Origin of the sequence: Pantoea sp. NPDC088449 (assembly GCF_044753225.1) — a bacterium.
Classification (GTDB): Bacteria; Pseudomonadota; Gammaproteobacteria; order Enterobacterales; family Enterobacteriaceae; genus Pantoea; species Pantoea floridensis.
This window is the reverse complement of sequence record NZ_JBIVMT010000002.1, coordinates 269,740-290,957: the sequence shown is the minus strand read 5'-3', so window position 1 is coordinate 290,957 and position 21,218 is coordinate 269,740. Positions and strand designations below refer to the sequence as shown.

Below are 21,218 nucleotides of genomic sequence, written 5' to 3'. Positions count from 1 at the left end.
GTCCGTTCATTTAATACCTTCGGCACAAACACCTTTATAAAGCAAGCACCGCTTATTTCCCTTCGAAGAAATCACTCGGAAGTTGACCTGGAGGCATATTAATAACAGCATCATTATCAGGCCCTTCATTTTTCATATAGGTGACTTTAGCAAATTCCGGAATAATCACATAAGGGTAAGCCGGACCTTCATCGCGAAAACGATGCATATCTTCAATAAATTCGTTTTGATAACAAATCGTTTTTTCAGGGTGCTGTCCTTCACCGGCAATCCATTGAGGGAAGAAAATAGTACCATGAATAAGTTTTCTTTCGAGATCAAATAATAGGCTTACACAGGTTCCTGTCGGTTCGTGCCAGTCTACTTTATAAATACCTGGGGCGAACTGTACGGCGTTCATTTTTTGCTGGGTTACCCATCGACCACCTACCAATCCCTGGTGGATACGATAATCACACGTTGTGTCGTTGCGCGCATACCACTCATATTTCCATCCATTATCGTAGGTGTAGACAAAATGCGTTCCAACAAAGGCGGATAAATCTTTTGAGATATCGTTTAACGATTCCACGGACATAACTACCTCATATTTCACTGTGTTGTGAGTAAGTTGATGAAACGTCCTCTTGACGAGTTGCCGCATCATTCTTGTATAGAGATATTTATAATATGGAACACTTCAGGTTTTTTCCAATGTTCTGCATTTGAAAATACCTGGATTACCTTTTTTTTCACGGTAGTCGATAGCAGAGATATTTGCAACACGGCTATTTAACCGGATAAATCATATGACAATAAAAAGTCAGCGCAAGGTAATAAAATTTAAATAAAAACGGAGCGTGAGAGAATTATTTCTCTCAGATTTTTACTGATAGTTAAACGACTTATCGCACGTTGATTCTTTTTTAGGAAGTATTTTAGTTATCAAGTTTGCCAAAGTGAAATCTAAAGCTAACCTATTTAAGGTGTTACATATTGACTTTTCTTTACCACTGATAAACCACTCAGCGGGCGGATAAATATGCCCGAATTTCAAGAACCGAACTGCAGGATATTCTTCTATGAATTTGATTCAAGAAGTTTTTCGTCTGTCACCGGAACTGGCGCTTTTCCTTTCTCTCGCGATAGGCACATGGATTGGCAAATTTAAACTGGGTGCATTTCAACTTGGCGGCGTTGCAGGCGCTTTGCTTATCGCCGTGCTGATAAGCCAGGTAGGAATTACCATTGACAGTGGAATCAAAAACGTTCTTTTTGCCGTGTTTATTTACGCTGTGGGCTTTGAAAGTGGACCAAAGTTCTTCTCCTCATTAGGTCGACGAACATTGCGTGAAATTGCTCTGGCGTTAGTTCTGGTCATATCATCCTTAGCCACCCTGGTCGTGATGGCCAAACTTTTCGCGCTGGACAAAGGCATTGCGGCAGGCATTGCGGCAGGGGCGCTGACACAATCAGCCATCATCGGTACGGCCAGTGCCGCCATCGCTAAACTGAATTTAGATCCCGCACAACTTCAGCAGATGCAAGGCAATGTGGCGGTGGGATACGCGGTCACCTACATCTTCGGCTCGCTGGGCGCCATCATCATCTGCGTTAACATTCTGCCGAAAATAATGGGCCGATCCATTCGCGAGGACGCGATAAAAGCCGAACAGGAAATGATGCACGGCGCAACCATTCTGGCGCCTGGTCAGGTCCCTGCACTCCCCGAGCTGGTGGGAAGGGTATTCCGGGTGGGACCGGCCGCAGGCAAGAGCGTGGCGGAGGTTGAAGCGTTGGCCCAATCAAATTTTCCTGTCACGCTCGAACGCATTAAACGTGACGATAAAGTCATTGCTGTCACGCCTGACATGGTGCTCAACGAGAACGATATCCTGTTATTGGTGGGTCGACGCAAAGGGATCGTTGCACTTGCTCCCTCGCTAGGCACAGAGCTGGATGCGGAGGATGGGCCGGAGATGACGATGAAAACCTCCGAAGTCTTACTAACCAACCCCGCGCTGATGGGAAAAAGGGTGGATGAACTGCGCAAACAGATTTCGGGCGACGTCCGGCACGGTATTTATGTCACCGCACTTAAACGGGGTGATGTGGTGTTGCCCTTCAAAGATGATGCTGTCATTGAGCGTAATGACGTAGTAACGCTGTACGGTAGCGAACAGGACATTCAGCGTGCGGTGACGCTAGCCGGTCCGGTGTTGCTGAAAAGTCCAAAAACAGATCTGATGTTTCACGGTTTTGGCCTGACCTTTGGCCTGTTGCTGGGATTGCTGGTGTTGCGTGTTGGTTCAGTACCTTTAACGCTGGGCAGCGGCGGCGGAGCGCTACTGTCCGGCCTGCTGTTTGGCTGGTATCAGGCACGAAAACCACTAATGGGAAATATGCCTTTGCCCGCATCGGGTTTGCTGCGTGATTTAGGGCTGGCGGGGTTTGTTGCGGTGGTGGGCTTACAGTCGGGCCTGCAAGCCGTCGAGACCGTGCGAAATAACGGCATCTCTATTTTCCTGATCGGCATTGTCGTGACTGTCCTCCCCCTAATGATCACGTTATTTATTGGTCGCTATTTGTTGCGCTATGACAATACGGCGATTTTTGCCGGGGCTTTGTCTGGCACGCGAAGTGCGAATCCCGCTTTTGGTGAAATTCTCGATAAGGCGGGCAATGCCATTCCTACCGCCCCCTTTGCCGTGACATACGGGTTGGCAAATGTGTTTCTCACCCTGCTTGGCCCGCTTATCGTCGCGCTGGTATGACAATGAAATGCTTCCTGATCTGGAGAGATTTACCATGTCTAACCCTTACGAAAAATATGCTTCACTCAGTCCCTTCGAACTCAAAGACGCCCTGATACAACTCGCCTCCGGTAAACCCGACCGCATGATGCTTAATGCAGGTAGAGGCAATCCTAACTTCATCGCGACCTTGCCCCGCCGTGCTTTCTGGCGTCTTGGATTATTTGCCACAGAAGAGGCGGAGCGATCCTTCTCTTATTTGCCGCATGGCATTGGAGGTATACCGCGCATTGAAGGTATTGAGGCACGTTTCGACGCATTTCTTTCTCGCGGCCATGAGCAACCAGGCGTTGCATTTTTGTCGAGGGCCGTAAGCTATGTCCGTGATCAGCTGGGGCTTTCCGCTTCCGATTTTTTACATGAGATGGTGGAAGGTATTCTGGGCTGCAATTATCCGGTTCCACCACGTATGTTGTCGCTTAGTGAAAAAATCACCCGCGAGTATATCGTCAAAGAAATGGTTGGCGGCCTGATTTCGGCTGAGGACGTTGAACTGTTTGCGGTGGAAGGAGGTACGGCCGCGATGACCTACCTTTTTAATACTCTTCGCACAAATGGTTTGGTTACCGCAGGTGATAAAGTCGCAATGGGCGCGCCCATTTTTACCCCTTATATTGAAATACCGCATTTGGAGGATTACCGGCTTGAAAGCGTGATGATTAATGCGTCGCCGGAAGATAACTGGCAATATCCCGATGAAGAGTTAGAGAAACTGCTCGACCCGGCTATTAAAATCTTCTTCTGCGTCAATCCAAGCAATCCTGCCTCAGTGAAAATGGATCAACGCACCCTGGATAAAATGGCGAGAATTGTTGAGCAGCGTCCCGATTTAATCATTCTCACGGATGATGTGTACGGTACCTTTGCGAATAACTTTAAATCATTGTTTGCTACCTGCCCGCAGAACACCATTTTAGTCTATTCATTCTCAAAATATTTCGGTGCAACGGGTTGGCGTTTGGGGGTGATCGCCACCCACCAGAACAATATTCTGGATGACAAACTGAGAAATATTAGCGATGCAGAACATCATCGTCTGCAGCAGCGCTATGGTTCCCTTACGCCAGACGTTCCCGCTTTACGATTTCTTGACCGGGTTGTGGCGGATAGCCGAAGCGTAGCCCTCAATCACACTGCCGGCTTATCAACTCCGCAACAAGTGCAGATGGTATTGTTCAGTCTATTCGCTCTGATGGATGGGGAGGACGGTTATAAAGCCGCTGTATCGGAAGTGATCCGCCGCCGTCAGGCCGTGCTCTACCGTGAGCTGGGAATAACGCATATTGATACCGAAGAGGCTGTAGATTACTACACGCTGTTGGATTTAGAGGCAATATCTCGTCAGGTTTACGGCGATGACTTTGCCGATTGGGTAAATAAAACCCTCAACCCAACCGACTTGCTTTTCCACATTGCAGAAGAGACCGGCATCGTCATGCTTCCAGGTACCGGATTTGGTAGCCTTAAACCTGCAGGACGTATATCTCTGGCTAATTTGAATGAATATGAGTACGCCGCAATCGGTAAGTCATTAAGAAAGATGATGGAGCAGTATTTTGAAAAGTATCATTCTGCACTGCAAGGGAAAGATAAAAACGCTTAGACCAAGTACAACATAAGATAAGTTGTAAGGCGATAACAATCAGGGCTGTGTTGCAGCCCTGATTAACGTAATCATCGGTTTCTGGCTTAGTGTCCTATCTTTGGAAAAAATAAATACTTACGCCAAATTCGCAAATTTCACTCACTTTGCAGACCATATTGGACAAAAGCAAAATAATAAGACATATAAGTGTAAAACATCTTTTTAAACCTATCGAGTATTTCAACCTCACCGCTTTTCGGATCATAATTTATCATATTATTCTTTTCTGCTTCGATGAAAATATTTCTCAGATGAGAACGTGAGACGCTGCACTCCCGTGAGATGCGCGTTAGCGCGCCCTCCTTGCAATCTTCTCTTTTAGGCTTATTGCCAATATTGAATAAATTCAGCATGATCATATGCCCTGAATCCTTGTCGATAAAAAGATGAGCGTCAGGAACTAAATTTATAATAAAAAAGCCTGCTTTATAGATTTCCGAATACCGTGAAAAATATTGTGCAATATTATCAAGTGAAATGTGATGAGAGCGCTTCTTTCCGCTCAGGATATCAAGAGCACTTGTCATTGTGTTAATTAGACTTATTGAATCATTTGCGCCTTTTTCAGTCAAAAAATAACGCATTTTTCTTTTATCCTTCTTGCTCACTTTCATTTTAATTCTGCCACTAACACTCATCAAAGTAAGGAGACTTGAAATGGTATTGGCGCTGACAAGACCAAACTTCAGACATTCGGCCTTTACATCGGAGAAGCAAGCTTCTTCGTTAATGTAAAACTGTGAAGCCGTTACCGTCGCAACCAGAAAGCGGTTATTCTTAAAGATAAATTTATAGAAATGGCTTTTGCGTTTGAACTCTTCCGTTATCATTTCGCTATGTTTGTGAATTGCTGCATTAAGCAAAGGGTTTGCTGCATTGTCTAAATATAACTTATTAAGTGCCTCAAAAACTCTAATTTTATTTTCCATGGTTACTCGCTGCAGAAGAACTTCTATGGCGTCATGCCTGAATAAAGTCCTGTTAGTAAATATAATATTATGCGAACAGCCGCCTCTTTTTTGACTATAGAGCGACATGTCAACTCTCGCAACCTAATATAAATAAAAAAGTCAATATACACTTAGCTAAACATGGTGTTAAAGATTGGGTAGAAATGTTGTCATTTAGATGCGCTGATTTTTATGTAGAATTATGGACATGCCGTGAATGCGAGCAAACTAATCTAAATGGGTAGTAACATCGCGCTATTATCATGGTCCATGGGAAGGAGCATCTGCTCACTTAGCAGACGTTGAATTCAACGTTGCTTTTTATTCTTGAGATCGAAATATATCAGGGACGCCAGAATAATCATGAATATCAAAACATTCCCAGAACAGGACCATTACTTTAATGTGGGGTTAAGACATTTTATTGCAACCTTTAAGCCAAGCCTGCCCGCGCCTGCCAGATATTGCCATTTTGTAAAGCTGGATGTGCACTCATTAGTGCATGTGGTGAATGGCACCGGCGAGTTTACACTTCCTCAGGGAAATGTGGTTTTAGTGAGTTCATCACGATGTATGCCACTGGCAAAATTTCTTGAAAATTCAAACAGTGGCAGGATACGTATTCTTGATATTACTGCGTTAAGTAAATACCCGTGGCCCAATTTAAAAACGCCGGTTAATGTTTATAAAAACAGCCCGAGCATTACGGCTGGAGAATATAAAGCGCTTCAGTTAAGTCTACAGTGTGATGCTTTACAATACCTGGAGGGTGCAAAGCGGAAAACTTATTACTCTCAACGAGACAATGCGCTGAGAAAACTGAATGTTAAAAAAGCATCGAGCCTTTTACTGTGGCAGGAAAGTTATGGCTGATTGACTCACTCTTTGCAGTGATTAAGGCAGCGAAATTAATTCATGCCAGAAGTCTTCTCATGAACTTTCACACTTTTCGCAGGGAGGATGACGCCAAATTTTTCAAAAAACTCTAGCCGATGAATCTGCCTAATGATATCAGCATCCACTGTATCGTTTATATAAATTAAAATCTGGTGACACGTTAATCAAGATACACTTCTACAACTTTGTAAAAAGGATGACACAATGCATGCGCAAAATAAACTATTAGTCCGGTTACTAAGCGGTTTACTCTTTTCATCATCGGCGATTGCCGCATCGGAGAATACAATTAACTTTCAGGGCGAAGTGTCTGATGAAACCTGTTCGATTGCGGTAAATGGAAATGCGGCCTCGCCTGTCGTTCTAATGCCAACCGTCAGTAAATCAGAACTGGCGAAAAGCGGCGATACAGCAGGCCAGACTTCATTCACCGTAGGTCTATCCGGCTGTACCGGCAGCTCAACGACGTCAACAAAAGTCTCTACGGTATTTGTGGGAAATAACGTCACGGCTAATGGCAACCTTGCCAATACCGGCAGCGCGACCAATGTGGAAGTTCAATTAGTCGACAGCAAAGACGCTGTAATCAATTTAACCGGTGGCTATACCGGTGATGGCGACCTTACGTTGGCAGCCGATGAAACGGAAGCTTCAGCAAATTATATTGCGCAATATTATGCAACCAGTGCCGCAACCGCCGGTACGGTTGAGTCATCAATGCAATATGCCGTCACCTATCAGTAGTTAAAGTATGAGAGCCCATTGAAATGGGCTCTCAGTTAATGCAATGAGAACGTTGGTATGTCTTTACACACGCTTTTTTCATCTTTATTTCTGATAGTGATATTGACGTCTGCGAATGCCAAGGCGAGTGTTACGTTATTAGGGAGCCGTATTATCTATCCATCTTCCGCTCACTCAATTGATATTCAATTTAAAAATGACGATAATATTCCGTATGTCATTCAGTCATGGTTTGATGAAGGTGATATTGACGCTCAGCCACAGCAAGTCAATAACGTCTCTTTTATTATTACACCGCCGGTGTTTCGCATTCAGCCCAAGGCTGGGCAAGTATCACGCATTATGTTCAACCAAACAACAGCTCTGCCACAGGATAGAGAAACGCTTTATTGGTTCAACATGCTGCAAATCCCCCCCAGCAATCTAACGTCTGATTCAGCGAAAAATTCAATGACGGTAATGCTGAGAAATAGAGTGAAGATTTTTTATCGTCCAACCGCCATTGGCGAACCAAAAAATATTCTAAAAGGATTAACTGTTCATGATGTCTATGATGCCGTTAAAGGGAATGGCATAACAATAGATAATGCTCAGCCTTGGTATGCCTCGATAGTCGCTGTTTCTGTACGCATATCCACCGAAAAATACTCTTGCACACCTGAAATGATAGCCCCCTTCGCCAGACAAACATGTTGGTTTCACAAAAATAATAAACGCTTACAAGGTGTGGGTGCGGTGAATATCGATGCGATTAACGATCAGGGGGCAAGAATAAGTGAAAGCTATACAATTGATGCGCAGTGAATTGCGGCTGTACTTATTCTTTTTCGGCGTATCGGGCTGCTTGTCTCATCCTGCACATGCTGATGAATACTATTTTGATCCCTCGCTGTTCAAAGGCTCATCCTTTGGTCAAAACATTGATCAATTCAATCGTAGTGACGTGCCAGCGGGGCAATATCTTGTTGATATCTATTTGAACAATAAATTAATTGTTTCCAGCGAAGAGATCACGTTTATCTCCTCAGAAGCAGATAAACGCGCTGAGCCCTGCTTGTCGAAGTCACTTATTGATACGCTACATATAAAATCTGCCCTGACATCGCCCTTATCCCGCACCTGCTATCCGCTTGCATCATGGACGTCCTTTGGAAACTGGGAGTTTGACGCCGCGGCGTTGCGTCTAAATATTACGCTGCCCATGACTGCACTTAATCGTAAACCCAGAGGCTACGTCCCAGTGTCTGAATGGGATCAAGGTATGACAGCTCTGTTTCTGCGTCATAACACCAACTACACCTGGACGGAAAACAGTGGTGCGGATTATCGCTACCAATATTTATGGAGTGGCATTACTGCGGGTAGTAATATCGCGAACTGGCAACTACGCCACCAAAGTAATTTACGCTATCTGAGCAGCAGCACCGGTGGCAGTAGCTATCGCTATAATAGCGTTAGAACCTGGGTGCAACGTCCGTTAGAAAAATTAAACAGCTTAATTGCTATCGGTGATAGCTACACCGACAGCAATCTGTTTGGCAGCCTGCCCTTTAACGGTATCAAGTTAACCACGGATGAACGTATGTGGCCGCAAGGCAGGCGAGGCTATGCACCCGAAATTCACGGTATTGCTTCATCGAACGCACGCGTAGTGGTGAAGCAGTTAAATAAAGTGGTTTATGAAACTGTGGTGCCGCCAGGCCCCTTTGTCATTGATGATTTGTTTAACACGCGCAGCCAGGGAGATTTTGAGGTAACGGTGATTGAGGCAAACGGTAAGATGGCGACATTCACCGTTCCTTATGCCTCCGTTCCAGATTCTGTCAGACCGGGTAACTGGCATTATTCCTTAGCCATGGGACGCGTGCGCCAATATTACTCGGTGAACAACGGCTTTTTGGAAGGCGTTTTACAACATGGCATGAGCAACAGCATAACAGCGACGGCAGGTTCCAGGCTGGCGCAAGGTTATCAGGCCTGGTTACTGGGTGGGGTGTGGGCGACACAATGGGGTGCTTTAGGCATGAACACCACCTTCTCCCAAGCCAAAGTGGAGGAAAATCACCCTACTTCGGGCTGGCGCGCCGAATTAAGCTATAGCAAAACCTTTCACACTGGTACGAATCTGGTGTTAGCTGCCTATCGCTACTCCACCAGTGGCTTTCGCGATCTACAGGATGTACTTGGCGTACGACGCCAGGCCAAAAATGGAATTCTTTACGACTCTGATACGCTTAATCAACGAAATCGACTGTCGGCAACCTTAAGCCAATCTTTGGATGCGTATGGCTTGCTCAGTCTCAGTGCCAGTAGTTCAGACTATTACAACAATCAGTCGCGTATCACTCAGCTACAACTCGGCTATACCACCAGCTGGAAAACCATCAGTTTTGGAGTGAATGTGGCGCGCCAACGCACGTACTGGAACAGCGGACGTCACATCATCAGTGTGAATGATAATGCAGACGCTTCACGCCAGCAGAAATATACCGAAAACACCGTTTCGTTAAATATCTCTCTACCGCTGGATTGGGGATCGGGCCTCTCTTCGGTGGCCTACAACTATAACCAGTCAAAAACCAGCCGCTCTTCCACCGTTTCACTTACCGGATCGGCTGGTGAGCAGCGCGACCTATCCTATTCGATGTATGGCGGTACCGATCGTTACCACAACGATTCAACGGGCGAGGCCAGCTCCTTCGGTGGTAATTTGCAGCAAAATACCCGAGTAGGGGCATTCCGCGCCAGTTATGGTCAAGGTAATGATTACCGCCAGCTCGGACTGGGTACTTCCGGTACGCTGCTTTTGCATCGCGGTGGACTGACGGCCGGTCCGTATACCAGCGACACCTTTGCTTTGATTCATGCCGACGGTGCGCAAGGTGCAGTTGTGCAGAACGGTCAGGGTGCGGTGATCGATAGCCATGGTTATGCCTTGCTGCCGTCGCTTACCCCATATCGTGAAAATACCGTCACCCTCGATAGCAAAAACATGCGTGCGGATGCCGAGTTAAGCGGGGGAAGTCAGCGCGTAGTACCTTATGCAGGTGCGGTGAGTCAGGTGAAATTTTCCACGCTGCGCGGCAACGCGGTATTGATCTCACTCAATGAGGGCATTACGCCACCTATGGGGGCTGACGTTCGCGACAGCGAAGGCACATTAATTGGCGTCGTTGGCCAGGGAAGCCAGCTCTACGCCCGCGTGCCGCATACCTCAGGCAGCCTGAAAGTTAGTTGGAATGGCAATACGAACCACTGCTTAGTGAATTATCAAATCCCCGGTCATGTGCATCAGGCGCTTATTCATCTCGACGGGACATGTAGGAAATCATAAACGTGAAAATTAAAACCTGGCTGCTGGCGCTTATTATTCTGCTGGCCCACTCTCCCACGGTCTGGGCGAACTGTATTCGGGTGACCAGCACCTCGTCGCTCTCTGCCGCCGCACTGGCAGCCGGTTATACAGCCGGTTCCTGGCCAGGTGCTTGTGATACCTGCTCCGGCAATCTTGGCTTACCGTCTGTAATCAGTATCAACAGCGGGAGTACGTTTCAACCCTCCGGGACGCTGCTTGCCAGCTCTGTGGGTAGCTTTCTCTCATCGGCTAGCAGTGTGAACTATAGCCCGAATCAGATCCTGTATCGCTGCGCTGTGACTGATGCCGGCAGCCTGTACGAAATGTATGCCACGAATGGTGATAGCCCGTATGCCGGTATGTATGCCAGCAGTGAAGTAGAGGGGGCCTATTATGACGTGGCAAAAAATGTGGCAGTACGTATGACCAATCTCGCTACCGGGGAGTTTTACAGTCGCTACTGGAAATCACGTCAGTTTACTTCCGACAACTGGTATTCCGACGGCACCTACATTTATATCCCAGCCAGCGCCTTCAGCAACGTGTTGTATGAAATGTTTAAAATCAGCTCGACCAGTTACTATGCCTCCGCGGCGAATCGCTATACCGATATCTGGACGCAGCCACGCGGTTATATCGCCTTTAAAGGACCCGGGCTCGATACTAATAGCCTGCGGGATGGGCAAGACAGCGCTAGCTATTGGTATGGCTTTTACGCTAACTGGCCTGCCGCCTGGAGTAGTTACAAAAACGTTACTTATGTCCGCGGCGCACTGTGTGAAGTGAAAAATTATCCCTCGGTAGTGTTGTTGCCGACGATTAGCGTAGGGGCGTTATCGGGTGGTGGCAGCAGCCAGGCCCCCTTTTCCGTCACGCTGCAATGTGAATCTGGCGCGAATTCCAGTACTAGCACGTCAACGACAAGTTCAGCCAATGTCGCCATGGGCTTCCTTGTTAATCAGGCAACATCCGTTCTTAAAGCCACTCAAATGGGATTAACCACCAGCGGCGGCGGACTGACATGGCTGCTGGATAATCAATACGGCAGCAGTGGCGTGGCATCCGGAGTGGGCATCAAAATTTATGACGCTAACGGTGCTCCCATTAACCTGTTACCCGATCTCACCAGTACCGGTACAGGTAATACGCGAGGATGGTATGCCTATACCGATCTGACCTCGCTCGCCGCTTCCGGCACCAGCAACATGTATAGCGGTGACTTTACCGCTTCGCTTGAAGCACTGAGTGGACAAACAATTACAGCAGGGACAGTCAATGCGCAGTTGCAAGTGGTGGTTAGCTTTCAGTAACGCGTGGGTTTTAGCCTGTGTGCTTTACGCCCATTCTACTTTTGCCGTCGTAAATATTGATAAAACGCGCATTATCTTTAGTGCTAACGAAAGCAGCCAGACCTTGAATCTCAAAAATAGCCCTGATAATCCGACCATTGTGCAGATCTGGAGTGATGATGGGGACATAATGCAGTCACCTACGCTCACCCGGACACCGGTATTTGCTATGCCGCCGGTGATGAAACTTCTCCCCGATGAACAGCGAGTTATTCGGCTGATGTTACTCTCACAGCATTCTCTGCCCATGGATAAAGAGAGCCTGTACTGGCTTAATCTTTATCAAATACCTGCATTAGCAAAAGAGACAAGTCATGCTGAGCGCAAGGTGGTGCTGCCGCTACGACTGCGCCTTAAAGTCTTCATTCGCCCGGCAGCCCTTACCGCGCCTACACAGCAAGATGTGCAACGCTTACGTTTTGAGAGCCGCAATCAGCTTTTAACTATCGTCAACCCGACGCCCTGGTTTATGAGCCTTCGTCTGCAAATTGAACCGAATAAGATGATCAATAATATTATGGTCGCCCCTAAAGGTAATTACACCTTACCTTTAAAACAGCCTTTACAGATAAATGAAAAAATATCCTTTGAGGTGTTCGATGATAATGGAAATCCTGTGCACTATTTTGCACATTTGCATTGATAAATTAACGCACCAGCAAGGCGTATTTTCAGGTCACGCCACAACGTGTTTGGGTATTTATGCTTAATATATAAGCGTTAACCGAGATACCTGGCGCATGAACACCATTTAAAATTAATTATGACGGTTTTTTAAGAATAAACGCCAGGCAAAAATCCCCATCCTGCCTACAGTTGGTAATGAGGTTTTCATCAACGTGAAATGGAGGAGGTAATTTGTCTATTCAACACGACGGGAAAGGCTACGTCATTATTGGCGAAGCGGCATTAAGCATTGCCTTGGGTCAAAGAGTGGTCAGCGTTCATTCGCTAATCGACGAACTTGATCATATGGCAAATGCTGGCGGCAGCGAAGCGCGGTTGTCTGAGATTACCAAAGCCAGTGCCTGGCTGAAGAGTTTCGAAGAACCGGAGCGAGCAGTCCATCAAGTGCCCTACCTGCAAACGCTTGCAGGCTTGAACGACGAGACAAACTGACGCCATAGGACGTAGTCCGGCTCCGGCCGGAAGACGATAACGAAGATGACCTCAGCGGTCACGTTTCTACGTGTACCGGCCGGAGAATATGTCAGGGACGACACTCTCCCCCACACATTGCCCTCTTTATGCCTGCAAAAGATAAATGTCAGAATTAATACATTTACCGAACTTATTTAGAAAATAATTACTTCCTTACTAGTGAATGTAGTTTGTCGATTTTTAATATTCTGTTCCACAATTTGTGGTCAAACCAACTGCTGCATAAGAATTATTGGACATCGGCACAGTAAAATAGAAACGGCTTGAAATCGATTTCATTGACAACAAGGGTTCTTTTTAAGAATTTTCTTTAAGGATGCTTATTTGCCAGCATAATCATTCTTTACTCACTCTTTCAGCGAGTTGGCTAAACGTCACCTACGTTTAATTCTACCTTTTTTCAGCTAAATTCCAGGGACAAGTGGATGTAGCAGGAATAAAAGTGAATCCTTGACTACACTTTTTTGATGATTAACGAGAAATGAACAGGAGGAAACACCGTGTTATTTCATGATGACCAGCAAGGGCACATTATTATTGGCGAAGCAGTGTTTAACCTCGCCGTTAGTCAACAGGAAATCAGCGTTGAATCCCTTATTGCAGAATTAGGTGTAATGGCAGAAAACGGTATCAGTGAAGATAAGCTTTCTCAAATTGCTGACGCCAGGCACTGGCTCAAAGGGTTCGTTAACACCGCCCCCCGACATCGCGCAGAACTCCGCTGGCTTGCTACAGCAAAGTCTCCTCAACTCATGAATCTGCCGTCGGAAGACAACAGTAAAACCTAATGTTATCTCGGTCGCGCCTGAGGGCGCGCAACCACATTTTTTTGAGGCTTCGCCGCTTACTTAAGCCAAAAATGCCTCTTTATTCAGGTGCGCATGAATGCGCACCCTACGAAATCCCCGCTCTCTATTTGCCTCTTCCTGGCCATGCCTTGAGTGCAGCGCCATAACGGAAAGCGTATAGCATTTCCCCCGCAACGCTGCATTGCGCGTGCTCTCACTTATAGCTTGATGACAATTAGCACTTTTCGCCAAAAATCCAAATCTGTACACAACCAGAATATCTGTACAATTTTAAAATTAGTGTATAACTTTACACCTAGACAGAGTCGGCTATATTTCAATTTTAAGATGGTCGCTACGCGTCGCGTTATCACTACACTTCCGGATGAAGGGGATAAAGTCAATGCATCAAAGCACGCAGCAAAATACAGTTGAAGCAAACATTTTTCACCACTTCCTTAGTGCGGGTGATGCTCTCTCTGCGGAAACCGCGGTTATTGACGCCACGGTTCGTGATTTGACTAATCAAGGAAGAGAGGTCACGACCAGTGCGTTAATTTTGCACCTCATTTCGGACATTGAAACCACTTCTGATGCCGCGCAGGTCGATATCTTACTCAACACGCTTAAAGTCGTTGTAGGATTGACCCCGGGTGAAGAGGAGCGTTGGGCTTACTTCAACTGGTAAACGTTGTTTGCACCCTATTGCCACGATCTTTCGGATAGCTGGCCACAACGCTGAAGTCTCAACGCCATGTTGAGCTCGTAGCGCCAGCTTATCCGCCCTGCTCTTTTGTTTTCGCGCCGCTCCTCCTCTCTTTGCAACTCACTTCACTGTTACGGGCTGCTTCACCCTTGGTTTGCCTAATGCCGATCAGTTAAGCGCCGTATCAAATCACCGCACCTTCCGTAGCGGCGCGATTTATCGCGCAATGAATTGCGCCGTTACATTGTGTGCTCTCGATAATGAGGGTCTTTCATATCTTAACTGACAACCATCAGGCAAAAATTTGCCACAAAAATAGTGCCATTAATTTGCAAAGTGCTGACTTGCGTCTAGTCTGGACTGACCAGTAGGGAAAAGTAAAAAGCATTCCATAATAATTAGAGGTGAAAATATGATTTTGAGTGAGTTTATGTCAAAGGTGAATCGCTGGCCTGACATGCATTTCACAGCAATAGAGTGCGAGCCGCGCGATATGACCCATGAAATTTACGCCATCGATTGTACTCATCAAACGATGAGTCGCCTGCTGCTGTGCCGCACACCTGATCCGCAGCACGCTGAAGAAATAGTAAAACGCTTTAATGACTGGCTGCTCAAGAGTAATCGAGGGAGAAATAAGCGCCGGAAGCAATTAGACACGCACCAGCGGCATGCAGAGAAGACATTACGGGAATTGAAGGCACTTCCTACTGAATTAGCCACCTATCATTCAGCAAACATCTAACTTTCTAAGGTACGTCGCCCTCGCCTCTTTACGCTTTCACGCAGAGGCGAGGCCGAAAAAATCTCATTTATCATCATCCGGTGTGCGGCCCACGACGATTTCGAGGCAATTGCGCAGCACATCAAGCTGCTCAATATCATTCGTGCTTTCAAGTTCTGCGATCAAACTTAAAATAATGGCTTTATTCGTTACTCGTCCTCTTTCTGTCAGTAACGACTTCACTATGGCGCCAATCACCTGTTTTTCTTCGTCAAACTGATCTCCAGTACTATGTAAGAAGGACTGGAGGTCTGATTCGGTCGTATTCTGCTGCATCGGGTGTTCCTTTTAACCTTGGTGATTAATATGAGCTTTCTCTCGCTGACCCTTTTACCAGCATCAATGCCGGGTTGAGCCATCATTACCGAATTTTCCAGTCGTAATTATTACGCCCTTTTCTCGCTCTCCCGCGCCGGGACTATCGCGCCGTACCATTTCAGCCTCAACATCCCGAATGGCGAGCTTTGTAGCGCGCATGCGCACTTCATCATGCTCCGCGTTAAGCATGAGCCTAAGCTTAGTTAGAAGCGCACGTTGCGATATGCGCCCTTTTTCACGCAGTAACCTAACAACAGCCTCACCGATGAGAATGTCACAAAGTTTTTCTTCATCGCTGTTTTTCATATCACTCTCTGGCCAGATAGGCCGATTAACAACGTTTAGTCCCGGCCAAATAGCAGCGCTATCAGCTGGTGGTAGTGATGCTCTTCATCAGACGTGGAGGCGAGTTCGAGACGTGACAAAAGTTTTGTACAAATCGCTTTGCGATTCAGATTACGTCCCGAACGGAGGATCTCAACCACAATGCTACCCAGCGTTTCCTGCTGAGAAGGAAGTGATGCGTTGTTGAAATAAGCAGCAATGTCATTTATCGAACTGGAAGTGCCTACGTTCTGTTGCATGAAAACCCTCGGTTGGTCACGGTTTAATCGTTATGCCAGGAGGTGAAGTTATACAACAACAGCGAGCTTGTACAGGTTTATTAAGCCAGAGGTAAGAAAAATATTTTTTATAAAAATGATTTGTGTATGGAGAGAATGGGCCGCCATGGCCCGCCTCTTCACTTTGTCCCCCTCGCATCCACGATTGCGTTATCGCTAACAATCGATAAAGTGAGTTACGAAGATAACCACAAGCTCGCATCCACCTCTTTAAACTGAGCACGAATAAAATGCTCTTTCAGATGATAAGGTACCGTACAATCAAAGATGGTTTTTGTCGTTGTTCCCTTCGCCGTTACGCGCGGGTCATAAAAAGGCTGTTGCGTAGGATCAAGCACATGCCCCGCAACACCGGGCACGAAAAGAGTATCGATGTCGCCGACATAACGCGTCTGCAAAGCCCACATCACATCATCGGTATCAAAGATATCGACATCTTCATCAACCAAAATCACGTTCTTAAGTTCACGATAGACTGAAAGCGCTATCAGCGCAGCCTGACGCGTCATACCGTCGTCACCGGCATTTTTCTTCTGCACCTGTAATATGGCAAGAAACTTACCGCCACCTGCGCTGTGGGCGTACACATTTTTTACCAGTCCTGGCAGAGCGTCCTCACATTCAATATGGATGCTGGCCTCCGTTGGAATACCCGCAAGGCTGACATGCTCCTCACCTGGTCCTACTAAGGTTTGCAGGATGGGATTTTTCCGCGTGGTGATAGCTTTCACTTTGATTACCGGCAGCGAAGGGTTTGCCTCCCCTGTATAACCGGGAAACTCCGGCATCGCCTTGCCGGTATGGCTGTTCTGATCTTCTGCAACGCGTACGCCGGGTAAAATTTCACCTTCAATAACAATTTCTGCGCGAGCAATCGCACGCTGCTTAACGGTCAAACACTCCACCAGTTCAACCGGTTGACCTCGTAGTCCTCCCGCTACGCATAACTCATTAAAACCAAACGGTGTGGTGGGTGCTTCAAACTCTGCGCCAATATGAATTGCCGGATCAAGCCCCATATTAATGGACACCGCCAACGGCTTGCCCGCGGCTTCCGCCTTTAAGCGAAACGCATCAATGTGGCGTCCTGGCGCAAAAAATATTGAAAGTTCATCTTTGCTTTGAACACAAAGACGATGAATAGTGACATCAACATTATCGCGATCATCAGGATCGCTTCCCAACACCAGACCAAGACAAAAATAGGGTCCTGCATCTTCAGTTGTATTGGTCGGTGCCGGCAGAATTTTTCGTAAATCAAATCCCTCGTCCTCAGCCCGATAGACCACTTCCTGGCAGGGCGCATTCTCAGGCTCAATTACCGTCGGCGGGGTCACGTTCCTTCGCGCTTCAGCCATCTGAATACCCAACTCACGTTCCGGCGCGCCCAGTAACGCACTCACGCGCTTACGGCTTGCCATTAAGCCGACCAAAACACGCGCGTCAGGAAAACCTTTGATATTGTTGAACGTCATAGCGGGGCCGATACGCGTGGGGCGCATCACCGTGCCGCCTGCACCGATATAGCGATATACACCCGCAAGTTCGGCAATCGGATCCACTTCGCGGTTCGATTCAACATACTGTTCTGGTAATGTTTTAAGCAGTTCAATTGCTGAACGCAGATCGTTAACGGGGGGAACATTCCAGCCTTGAGGATGAGGTTCACCGGCTTTAACGATGCGGTAAGTAGACGGTTTTTTTTGTGGCATGGTATGGCTCTCTCTCAGGGTTGTTCATGAAAGGTTTTCAGGTGAAATAGCACTTCTCCCCAATAGGTATTACAAAAAGGAAGATGCGGATCATTTTCTGACCAAACGCCGTGCTCCAGCTTAACGAGCGTGCGACCATCGTTTAAATCGCTGAGCGTAAAAACAAGTGTTTTACCGGGATCGCTGTCGCTCTCTTCTCGCGACGTCTGCACAATGCGCTCATCGCTTACAAGTTTTTCGGTTACCCAGCTGAAGTGAGTGTCCGGTTTTGGCCGCAGAGTAAGAACCTTTCCCGCCGCAATTTCTCCTTCGACCTTGCCGCCATGCCAGGCCGCCATTTTCTTCAGATCCGTGAGTGATGTATAAACCTCATGACGGCTGGCTGAGATTTTTATCGCGTGATACAACGTAACCATCTTATTCCTCACTATTTTCACGTATTCATTCAAAAGTGCCGAATAGAGAGTATAGGTTCAGTTTTAAGTAGCGTTCAGACGTAATGCGTTAACGTCTCGTTTATTCCTGATAGCGATTTTTATTAAGCCACGTTAAACACTGAAAATTTATTTAATTTTGTAAAATTCATATTACGCCGCCCGCTTACCATATTCTGATATGAACATGACTATTACATAGGCGAACAATTTCTTTATTCATCTAAATTGAAAGGGCTATTGCGGGGCTGAAAAAGGTGAACTAAATATAATATGGAAATTTGAATTAGGTCCGGAGAGAAATGATGCCTTTTGCAGCAACGGCGGCGAACAGTGAAGAGAATAAACCCTCTGATAAAGCAGCGACTGTGCGTGTAACGCCGCTCACGGTGGGTAATATCACCATTAAGCAAGGTAAACCTGCCGTTATCGTGTCTTTAAACGGTGATAATGACAAAACCCTATTGAGTCAGGCCAGCCAGGCGGCCGAAAATGACGCTGTACAAATTGCCGAACTGCGCGTTGATAAACATCAAAATGCGCTGGACGCGGATCGAATTGCACATCTTGGCCATGCTGTACGTGAGCGGCTTGAGGGAAAGCCGCTGCTGCTGACGTTCCGCACTAAGGCAGAAGGCGGGAGTGGCGAGGTGGATGACCAAACTTATCTGGCACTGTATAAAAAATGGTTAGCGGCTGGCTTTGCCGATCTTATTGATGTTGAAATGCGCATTGGCGAGAGCATCACCCAGGAAATTATTAACGAAGCCCACCGTCGAAAAGTGGCTGTGATCCTCTCGTTTCACGATTTCGCCTCAACGCCGTCTTCTGCCGACCTACTTGAAAGGTTGCAGTGGCAAGCGGCTCAGGGCGCAGATATTCTAAAGATAGCTGTTATGCCGCATTGGCCTGACGATGTCATTCGACTGCTGGACGTTACCTGGCAAATGAGAAAGCAGTCCGACAAACCGTTACTCACCATGGCCATGGGTGACCCAGGCAAACTGTCGCGTGCCGCTGGCGAGCTTTTCGGAAGCAATTTAACGTTTGCCAGTCAGGGAGCGGCTTCTGCACCGGGCCAAATCAATATTGAGACCTTGTCTGTCATGCTCGATACGCTACATGTGGATCATGAAAATCTGACTTGAGCAGAATTTTGGCGTGTAGTGCGTTTAAAATGGGGCAGCGATGCGTCGCCAGATGACCTCGCGAAGAGCGTTTCCCTCAGCGCGAGGCCTGATGGCGATATTATTTTTTCTTGTTCAGCATCGACTTTAAATCGGCAAAAGGATTATAGGTGGCTGCGGCAACATCTTTCTGCGCGTCTTCTCCCGCGACAACGCGCGTGCCGTACTGATCTGCTTCTGTGTACTTAGCGTGTTCGTGGTCATGACAATACAGACACAATAACTCCCAATTACTGCCGTCTTCGGGGTTATTGGTATGATCATGATCGATATGGTGAACGGTTAATTCGCGCAGGTTTGAATACACAAACTCACGCGCGCAGCGTCCACATACCCATGGATAAATTTTTAATGCCTTCTCACGGTAGCCGCTTTCCAGCCGCGCGTAATTTTTTGGAATCAGAGCCATTGTCGATATTACCTGTTCGAAGAGAGGATTGAATTGCGAGGTAAACAGGGTACTGCAAACCGCTGATCAAGTCCGCTCTTCGCGCCACAGCATTCGCTTATTTTGCAGCGACGCACTCTGGCGATACCTTCAGAACTCGGACTCTTCGCCTGGCAGTGATTCTGAAAGCGCCTGCCCTTCCACTCCCGCGTAGAAAATGACTAACTCGGTTGCGTCGTCGGTGGTATAGCCACGGTGCGCGCTGTTGATGGTTTCATTCAGCGCGTCCCCCGCTTTAACGCAATGGGTCTTACCGGTTTCTTTGTCTTCAATCGTCAGCTGGCCAGATAGAATGTAAGCGGTATTCGGCATCGGATGCGTGTGCCAGGGAAGTTCGCTATGCGGAGGTAATGACATACGCATTACCGATATTTCTGGCTTACCGGCCGGGTATTCCTTGTAGGTCTGCCCGTTCCACGCGGTTCCGCTTTGGGAGACCAGCTCATGTTTACTCTCTGCCATATTTCCTCCTGTCATAATCGTCTGGTTCGAGTGTAGATGACTGAAATAAATCTGCAGCGCAGGGTATTACGAACCCGCCACCTATAAGCCTAAACTGGCGTTCATCCGCATGCCTGCCTACACTTTCATCCCTTTATTCGTACTCACGGAATCAGAGAGGCATTCATGTCCAAGGTATTTATTATTGGCGGTGCAGGAAACATTGGTCGTCGCCTTTCATCCCTGTTAGCAACCCAAGGCCATATTGCACGCCCGCTGTTTCGTAAAGCGGAGCAGGAACAACCCTTACGCGATCGGGGAGCCGAGCCAGTTAACGGTGATTTAACCCGTTTGGATAGCGCCGCTCTTGCCGCACTAATGGCAGGAAGTGATGTGGTGGTCTTTACCGCCGGCGCGGGCGGTAAAGGCGGAGAGGAGTTGACCAATGCCATTGACGGCGAAGGCCTGAAAACCGCTGTGGCTGCCGCACAGCAGGCTGGGATAAAACGCTTTTTGCTGGTTTCCGCTTTCCCTGAAGCGGGAAGAGGAAAAAACCTTTCCGCCACCTTCGAAAACTACATGCGCGTGAAAAAAATGGCGGACGTGGCGCTGGCACAAAGCCAGCTGGATTGGGTGATAGTGCGCCCTGGCACGCTAACGGATGAACAAGGCAGCGGAAAGGTCAATGCGGGCCTGGCTATTCCCTATGGCGATATCCCGCGTGAAGACGTTGCAGCTACGCTGGCAGAAATCATCGATCGGCCTGACCTCAATCGCATCATTATTGAGCTGACGAGCGGAGAAGTCGCGATTCGGGAAGCGGTGGGGCATTTAGCTAAAGACTAACTCGCCATCATTGCCACCATAGAATTTTGCCGCGCTAA

The 21,218-nt window shown here is 47.3% G+C and carries 23 protein-coding genes; 14 read left to right on the top strand and 9 right to left on the bottom strand.

Annotated elements, in window-relative coordinates; translation table 11 throughout:
- Positions 1 to 52: 52 nt before the first annotated feature.
- The gene (locus tag ACIP6T_RS12615) at positions 53 to 577 is read right to left on the bottom strand and encodes a phenolic acid decarboxylase (RefSeq protein ID WP_345830465.1); all 525 of its coding nucleotides are present in this window, start codon (positions 575 to 577) and stop codon (positions 53 to 55) included.
- Between the two features lie 484 nt (positions 578 to 1,061).
- Here ACIP6T_RS12615 and aspT point away from each other — a divergent pair, with 484 nt between their 5' ends.
- Both aspT and ACIP6T_RS12605 read left to right on the top strand, forming a co-directional pair.
- Positions 1,062 to 2,753 (top strand): aspartate-alanine antiporter, encoded by a 1,692-nt coding sequence (gene aspT / locus ACIP6T_RS12610; protein WP_097098097.1) that lies wholly within the window; start codon positions 1,062 to 1,064, stop codon positions 2,751 to 2,753.
- A gap of 34 nt (positions 2,754 to 2,787) precedes the next feature.
- A complete protein-coding gene (locus ACIP6T_RS12605) occupies positions 2,788 to 4,395 on the top strand; it encodes a bifunctional aspartate transaminase/aspartate 4-decarboxylase (RefSeq protein WP_097098098.1) in 1,608 nt (535 codons plus the stop codon).
- Between the two features lie 137 nt (positions 4,396 to 4,532).
- On the opposite strand, the gene ACIP6T_RS12600 is transcribed toward ACIP6T_RS12605, so the two are convergent.
- The gene (locus ACIP6T_RS12600) at positions 4,533 to 5,366 is read right to left on the bottom strand and encodes a hypothetical protein (RefSeq protein WP_345830463.1); all 834 of its coding nucleotides are present in this window, start codon (positions 5,364 to 5,366) and stop codon (positions 4,533 to 4,535) included.
- A gap of 384 nt (positions 5,367 to 5,750) precedes the next feature.
- Here ACIP6T_RS12600 and ACIP6T_RS12595 point away from each other — a divergent pair, with 384 nt between their 5' ends.
- From ACIP6T_RS12595 to ACIP6T_RS12550, 10 genes are all read left to right on the top strand, one after another.
- Positions 5,751 to 6,260, top strand: a complete 510-nt coding sequence (locus ACIP6T_RS12595; RefSeq protein ID WP_345830461.1) for a hypothetical protein — start codon at positions 5,751 to 5,753, stop codon at positions 6,258 to 6,260.
- Between the two features lie 228 nt (positions 6,261 to 6,488).
- On the top strand, positions 6,489 to 7,028 hold the full coding sequence (locus ACIP6T_RS12590) for a fimbrial protein (protein ID WP_345830460.1): 540 nt from the start codon (positions 6,489 to 6,491) through the stop codon (positions 7,026 to 7,028).
- A gap of 57 nt (positions 7,029 to 7,085) precedes the next feature.
- Entirely contained in the window at positions 7,086 to 7,832 is a 747-nt protein-coding gene (locus ACIP6T_RS12585; protein ID WP_400457462.1) for a fimbria/pilus periplasmic chaperone, read from the top strand.
- Positions 7,822 to 10,362 carry a fimbrial outer membrane usher protein gene (locus ACIP6T_RS12580; RefSeq protein ID WP_400457953.1) on the top strand — a complete coding sequence of 847 codons (2,541 nt, stop codon included), beginning with the start codon at positions 7,822 to 7,824 and terminating at the stop codon, positions 10,360 to 10,362. Before ACIP6T_RS12585 ends, ACIP6T_RS12580 begins: the two co-directional genes overlap by 11 nt.
- An 8-nt stretch (positions 10,363 to 10,370) precedes the next feature.
- Positions 10,371 to 11,693, top strand: coding sequence for a fimbrial usher protein StbD (stbD, locus tag ACIP6T_RS12575; protein ID WP_370659832.1), 1,323 nt, complete (start codon positions 10,371 to 10,373; stop codon positions 11,691 to 11,693).
- Entirely contained in the window at positions 11,629 to 12,375 is a 747-nt protein-coding gene (locus tag ACIP6T_RS12570; protein ID WP_400457460.1) for a fimbrial assembly chaperone, read from the top strand. Before stbD ends, ACIP6T_RS12570 begins: the two co-directional genes overlap by 65 nt.
- Positions 12,376 to 12,590: 215 nt before the next feature.
- The gene (locus ACIP6T_RS12565) at positions 12,591 to 12,851 is read left to right on the top strand and encodes a hypothetical protein (RefSeq protein ID WP_345830456.1); all 261 of its coding nucleotides are present in this window, start codon (positions 12,591 to 12,593) and stop codon (positions 12,849 to 12,851) included.
- Between the two features lie 542 nt (positions 12,852 to 13,393).
- Complete coding sequence (locus tag ACIP6T_RS12560) at positions 13,394 to 13,681, top strand: hypothetical protein (protein WP_097098106.1); 288 nt, start codon at positions 13,394 to 13,396, stop codon at positions 13,679 to 13,681.
- 403 nt (positions 13,682 to 14,084) lie between these two features.
- Positions 14,085 to 14,369, top strand: coding sequence for a biofilm development regulator YmgB/AriR family protein (locus ACIP6T_RS12555; protein WP_097098107.1), 285 nt, complete (start codon positions 14,085 to 14,087; stop codon positions 14,367 to 14,369).
- A 430-nt stretch (positions 14,370 to 14,799) separates the two neighbouring features.
- The gene (locus ACIP6T_RS12550) at positions 14,800 to 15,132 is read left to right on the top strand and encodes a hypothetical protein (protein ID WP_345830451.1); all 333 of its coding nucleotides are present in this window, start codon (positions 14,800 to 14,802) and stop codon (positions 15,130 to 15,132) included.
- A gap of 63 nt (positions 15,133 to 15,195) precedes the next feature.
- On the opposite strand, the gene ACIP6T_RS12545 is transcribed toward ACIP6T_RS12550, so the two are convergent.
- From ACIP6T_RS12545 to ACIP6T_RS12525, 5 genes are all read right to left on the bottom strand, one after another.
- Entirely contained in the window at positions 15,196 to 15,447 is a 252-nt protein-coding gene (locus ACIP6T_RS12545) for a biofilm/acid-resistance regulator YmgB/AriR (RefSeq protein ID WP_097098109.1), read from the bottom strand.
- A 63-nt stretch (positions 15,448 to 15,510) separates the two neighbouring features.
- Positions 15,511 to 15,795 carry a hypothetical protein gene (locus ACIP6T_RS12540; RefSeq protein WP_345830449.1) on the bottom strand — a complete coding sequence of 95 codons (285 nt, stop codon included), beginning with the start codon at positions 15,793 to 15,795 and terminating at the stop codon, positions 15,511 to 15,513.
- Positions 15,796 to 15,830: 35 nt separating this feature from the next.
- A complete protein-coding gene (ycgZ, locus tag ACIP6T_RS12535; protein ID WP_097098111.1) occupies positions 15,831 to 16,073 on the bottom strand; it encodes a regulatory protein YcgZ in 243 nt (80 codons plus the stop codon).
- A gap of 215 nt (positions 16,074 to 16,288) precedes the next feature.
- Positions 16,289 to 17,824 carry a UbiD family decarboxylase gene (locus tag ACIP6T_RS12530; RefSeq protein ID WP_097098112.1) on the bottom strand — a complete coding sequence of 512 codons (1,536 nt, stop codon included), beginning with the start codon at positions 17,822 to 17,824 and terminating at the stop codon, positions 16,289 to 16,291.
- Positions 17,825 to 17,838: 14 nt separating this feature from the next.
- On the bottom strand, positions 17,839 to 18,240 hold the full coding sequence (locus ACIP6T_RS12525) for an SRPBCC domain-containing protein (protein WP_097098113.1): 402 nt from the start codon (positions 18,238 to 18,240) through the stop codon (positions 17,839 to 17,841).
- Positions 18,241 to 18,560: 320 nt separating this feature from the next.
- On the opposite strand from ACIP6T_RS12525, the gene aroD reads away from it, so the two are divergent.
- Positions 18,561 to 19,406 (top strand): type I 3-dehydroquinate dehydratase, encoded by an 846-nt coding sequence (aroD, locus tag ACIP6T_RS12520; RefSeq protein WP_345830445.1) that lies wholly within the window; start codon positions 18,561 to 18,563, stop codon positions 19,404 to 19,406.
- Between the two features lie 100 nt (positions 19,407 to 19,506).
- Here aroD and yajD read toward each other — a convergent pair whose 3' ends face one another.
- Both yajD and ACIP6T_RS12510 read right to left on the bottom strand, forming a co-directional pair.
- Positions 19,507 to 19,854 (bottom strand): HNH nuclease YajD, encoded by a 348-nt coding sequence (gene yajD / locus ACIP6T_RS12515; protein WP_097098115.1) that lies wholly within the window; start codon positions 19,852 to 19,854, stop codon positions 19,507 to 19,509.
- A 129-nt stretch (positions 19,855 to 19,983) separates the two neighbouring features.
- A complete protein-coding gene (locus ACIP6T_RS12510; RefSeq protein ID WP_400457454.1) occupies positions 19,984 to 20,355 on the bottom strand; it encodes a cupin domain-containing protein in 372 nt (123 codons plus the stop codon).
- A gap of 165 nt (positions 20,356 to 20,520) precedes the next feature.
- Between ACIP6T_RS12510 and ACIP6T_RS12505 the strand changes: the two genes are divergently transcribed.
- The gene (locus tag ACIP6T_RS12505) at positions 20,521 to 21,180 is read left to right on the top strand and encodes an NAD(P)H-binding protein (protein WP_400457452.1); all 660 of its coding nucleotides are present in this window, start codon (positions 20,521 to 20,523) and stop codon (positions 21,178 to 21,180) included.
- The last annotated feature ends 38 nt before the right edge of the window (positions 21,181 to 21,218 follow it).

What these genes read in the sequence shown, in the direction of transcription:
- ycgZ (WP_097098111.1), bottom strand. Translation starts at nt 16,073, where the DNA reads ATGCAACAGAACGTAGGCACTTCCAGTTCGATAAATGACATTGCTGCT.
- ACIP6T_RS12595 (WP_345830461.1), top strand. Translation starts at nt 5,751, where the DNA reads ATGAATATCAAAACATTCCCAGAACAGGACCATTACTTTAATGTGGGG.
- aspT (WP_097098097.1), top strand. Translation starts at nt 1,062, where the DNA reads ATGAATTTGATTCAAGAAGTTTTTCGTCTGTCACCGGAACTGGCGCTT.
- ACIP6T_RS12605 (WP_097098098.1), top strand. Translation starts at nt 2,788, where the DNA reads ATGTCTAACCCTTACGAAAAATATGCTTCACTCAGTCCCTTCGAACTC.
- ACIP6T_RS12510 (WP_400457454.1), bottom strand. Translation starts at nt 20,355, where the DNA reads ATGGCAGAGAGTAAACATGAGCTGGTCTCCCAAAGCGGAACCGCGTGG.
- ACIP6T_RS12550 (WP_345830451.1), top strand. Translation starts at nt 14,800, where the DNA reads ATGATTTTGAGTGAGTTTATGTCAAAGGTGAATCGCTGGCCTGACATG.
- ACIP6T_RS12505 (WP_400457452.1), top strand. Translation starts at nt 20,521, where the DNA reads ATGTCCAAGGTATTTATTATTGGCGGTGCAGGAAACATTGGTCGTCGC.
- ACIP6T_RS12585 (WP_400457462.1), top strand. Translation starts at nt 7,086, where the DNA reads ATGTCTTTACACACGCTTTTTTCATCTTTATTTCTGATAGTGATATTG.
- ACIP6T_RS12615 (WP_345830465.1), bottom strand. Translation starts at nt 577, where the DNA reads ATGTCCGTGGAATCGTTAAACGATATCTCAAAAGATTTATCCGCCTTT.
- ACIP6T_RS12555 (WP_097098107.1), top strand. Translation starts at nt 14,085, where the DNA reads ATGCATCAAAGCACGCAGCAAAATACAGTTGAAGCAAACATTTTTCAC.
- ACIP6T_RS12545 (WP_097098109.1), bottom strand. Translation starts at nt 15,447, where the DNA reads ATGCAGCAGAATACGACCGAATCAGACCTCCAGTCCTTCTTACATAGT.
- ACIP6T_RS12540 (WP_345830449.1), bottom strand. Translation starts at nt 15,795, where the DNA reads ATGAAAAACAGCGATGAAGAAAAACTTTGTGACATTCTCATCGGTGAG.
- ACIP6T_RS12530 (WP_097098112.1), bottom strand. Translation starts at nt 17,824, where the DNA reads ATGCCACAAAAAAAACCGTCTACTTACCGCATCGTTAAAGCCGGTGAA.
- ACIP6T_RS12590 (WP_345830460.1), top strand. Translation starts at nt 6,489, where the DNA reads ATGCATGCGCAAAATAAACTATTAGTCCGGTTACTAAGCGGTTTACTC.
- aroD (WP_345830445.1), top strand. Translation starts at nt 18,561, where the DNA reads ATGATGCCTTTTGCAGCAACGGCGGCGAACAGTGAAGAGAATAAACCC.
- ACIP6T_RS12525 (WP_097098113.1), bottom strand. Translation starts at nt 18,240, where the DNA reads ATGGTTACGTTGTATCACGCGATAAAAATCTCAGCCAGCCGTCATGAG.
- yajD (WP_097098115.1), bottom strand. Translation starts at nt 19,854, where the DNA reads ATGGCTCTGATTCCAAAAAATTACGCGCGGCTGGAAAGCGGCTACCGT.
- ACIP6T_RS12600 (WP_345830463.1), bottom strand. Translation starts at nt 5,366, where the DNA reads ATGGAAAATAAAATTAGAGTTTTTGAGGCACTTAATAAGTTATATTTA.
- ACIP6T_RS12580 (WP_400457953.1), top strand. Translation starts at nt 7,822, where the DNA reads ATGCGCAGTGAATTGCGGCTGTACTTATTCTTTTTCGGCGTATCGGGC.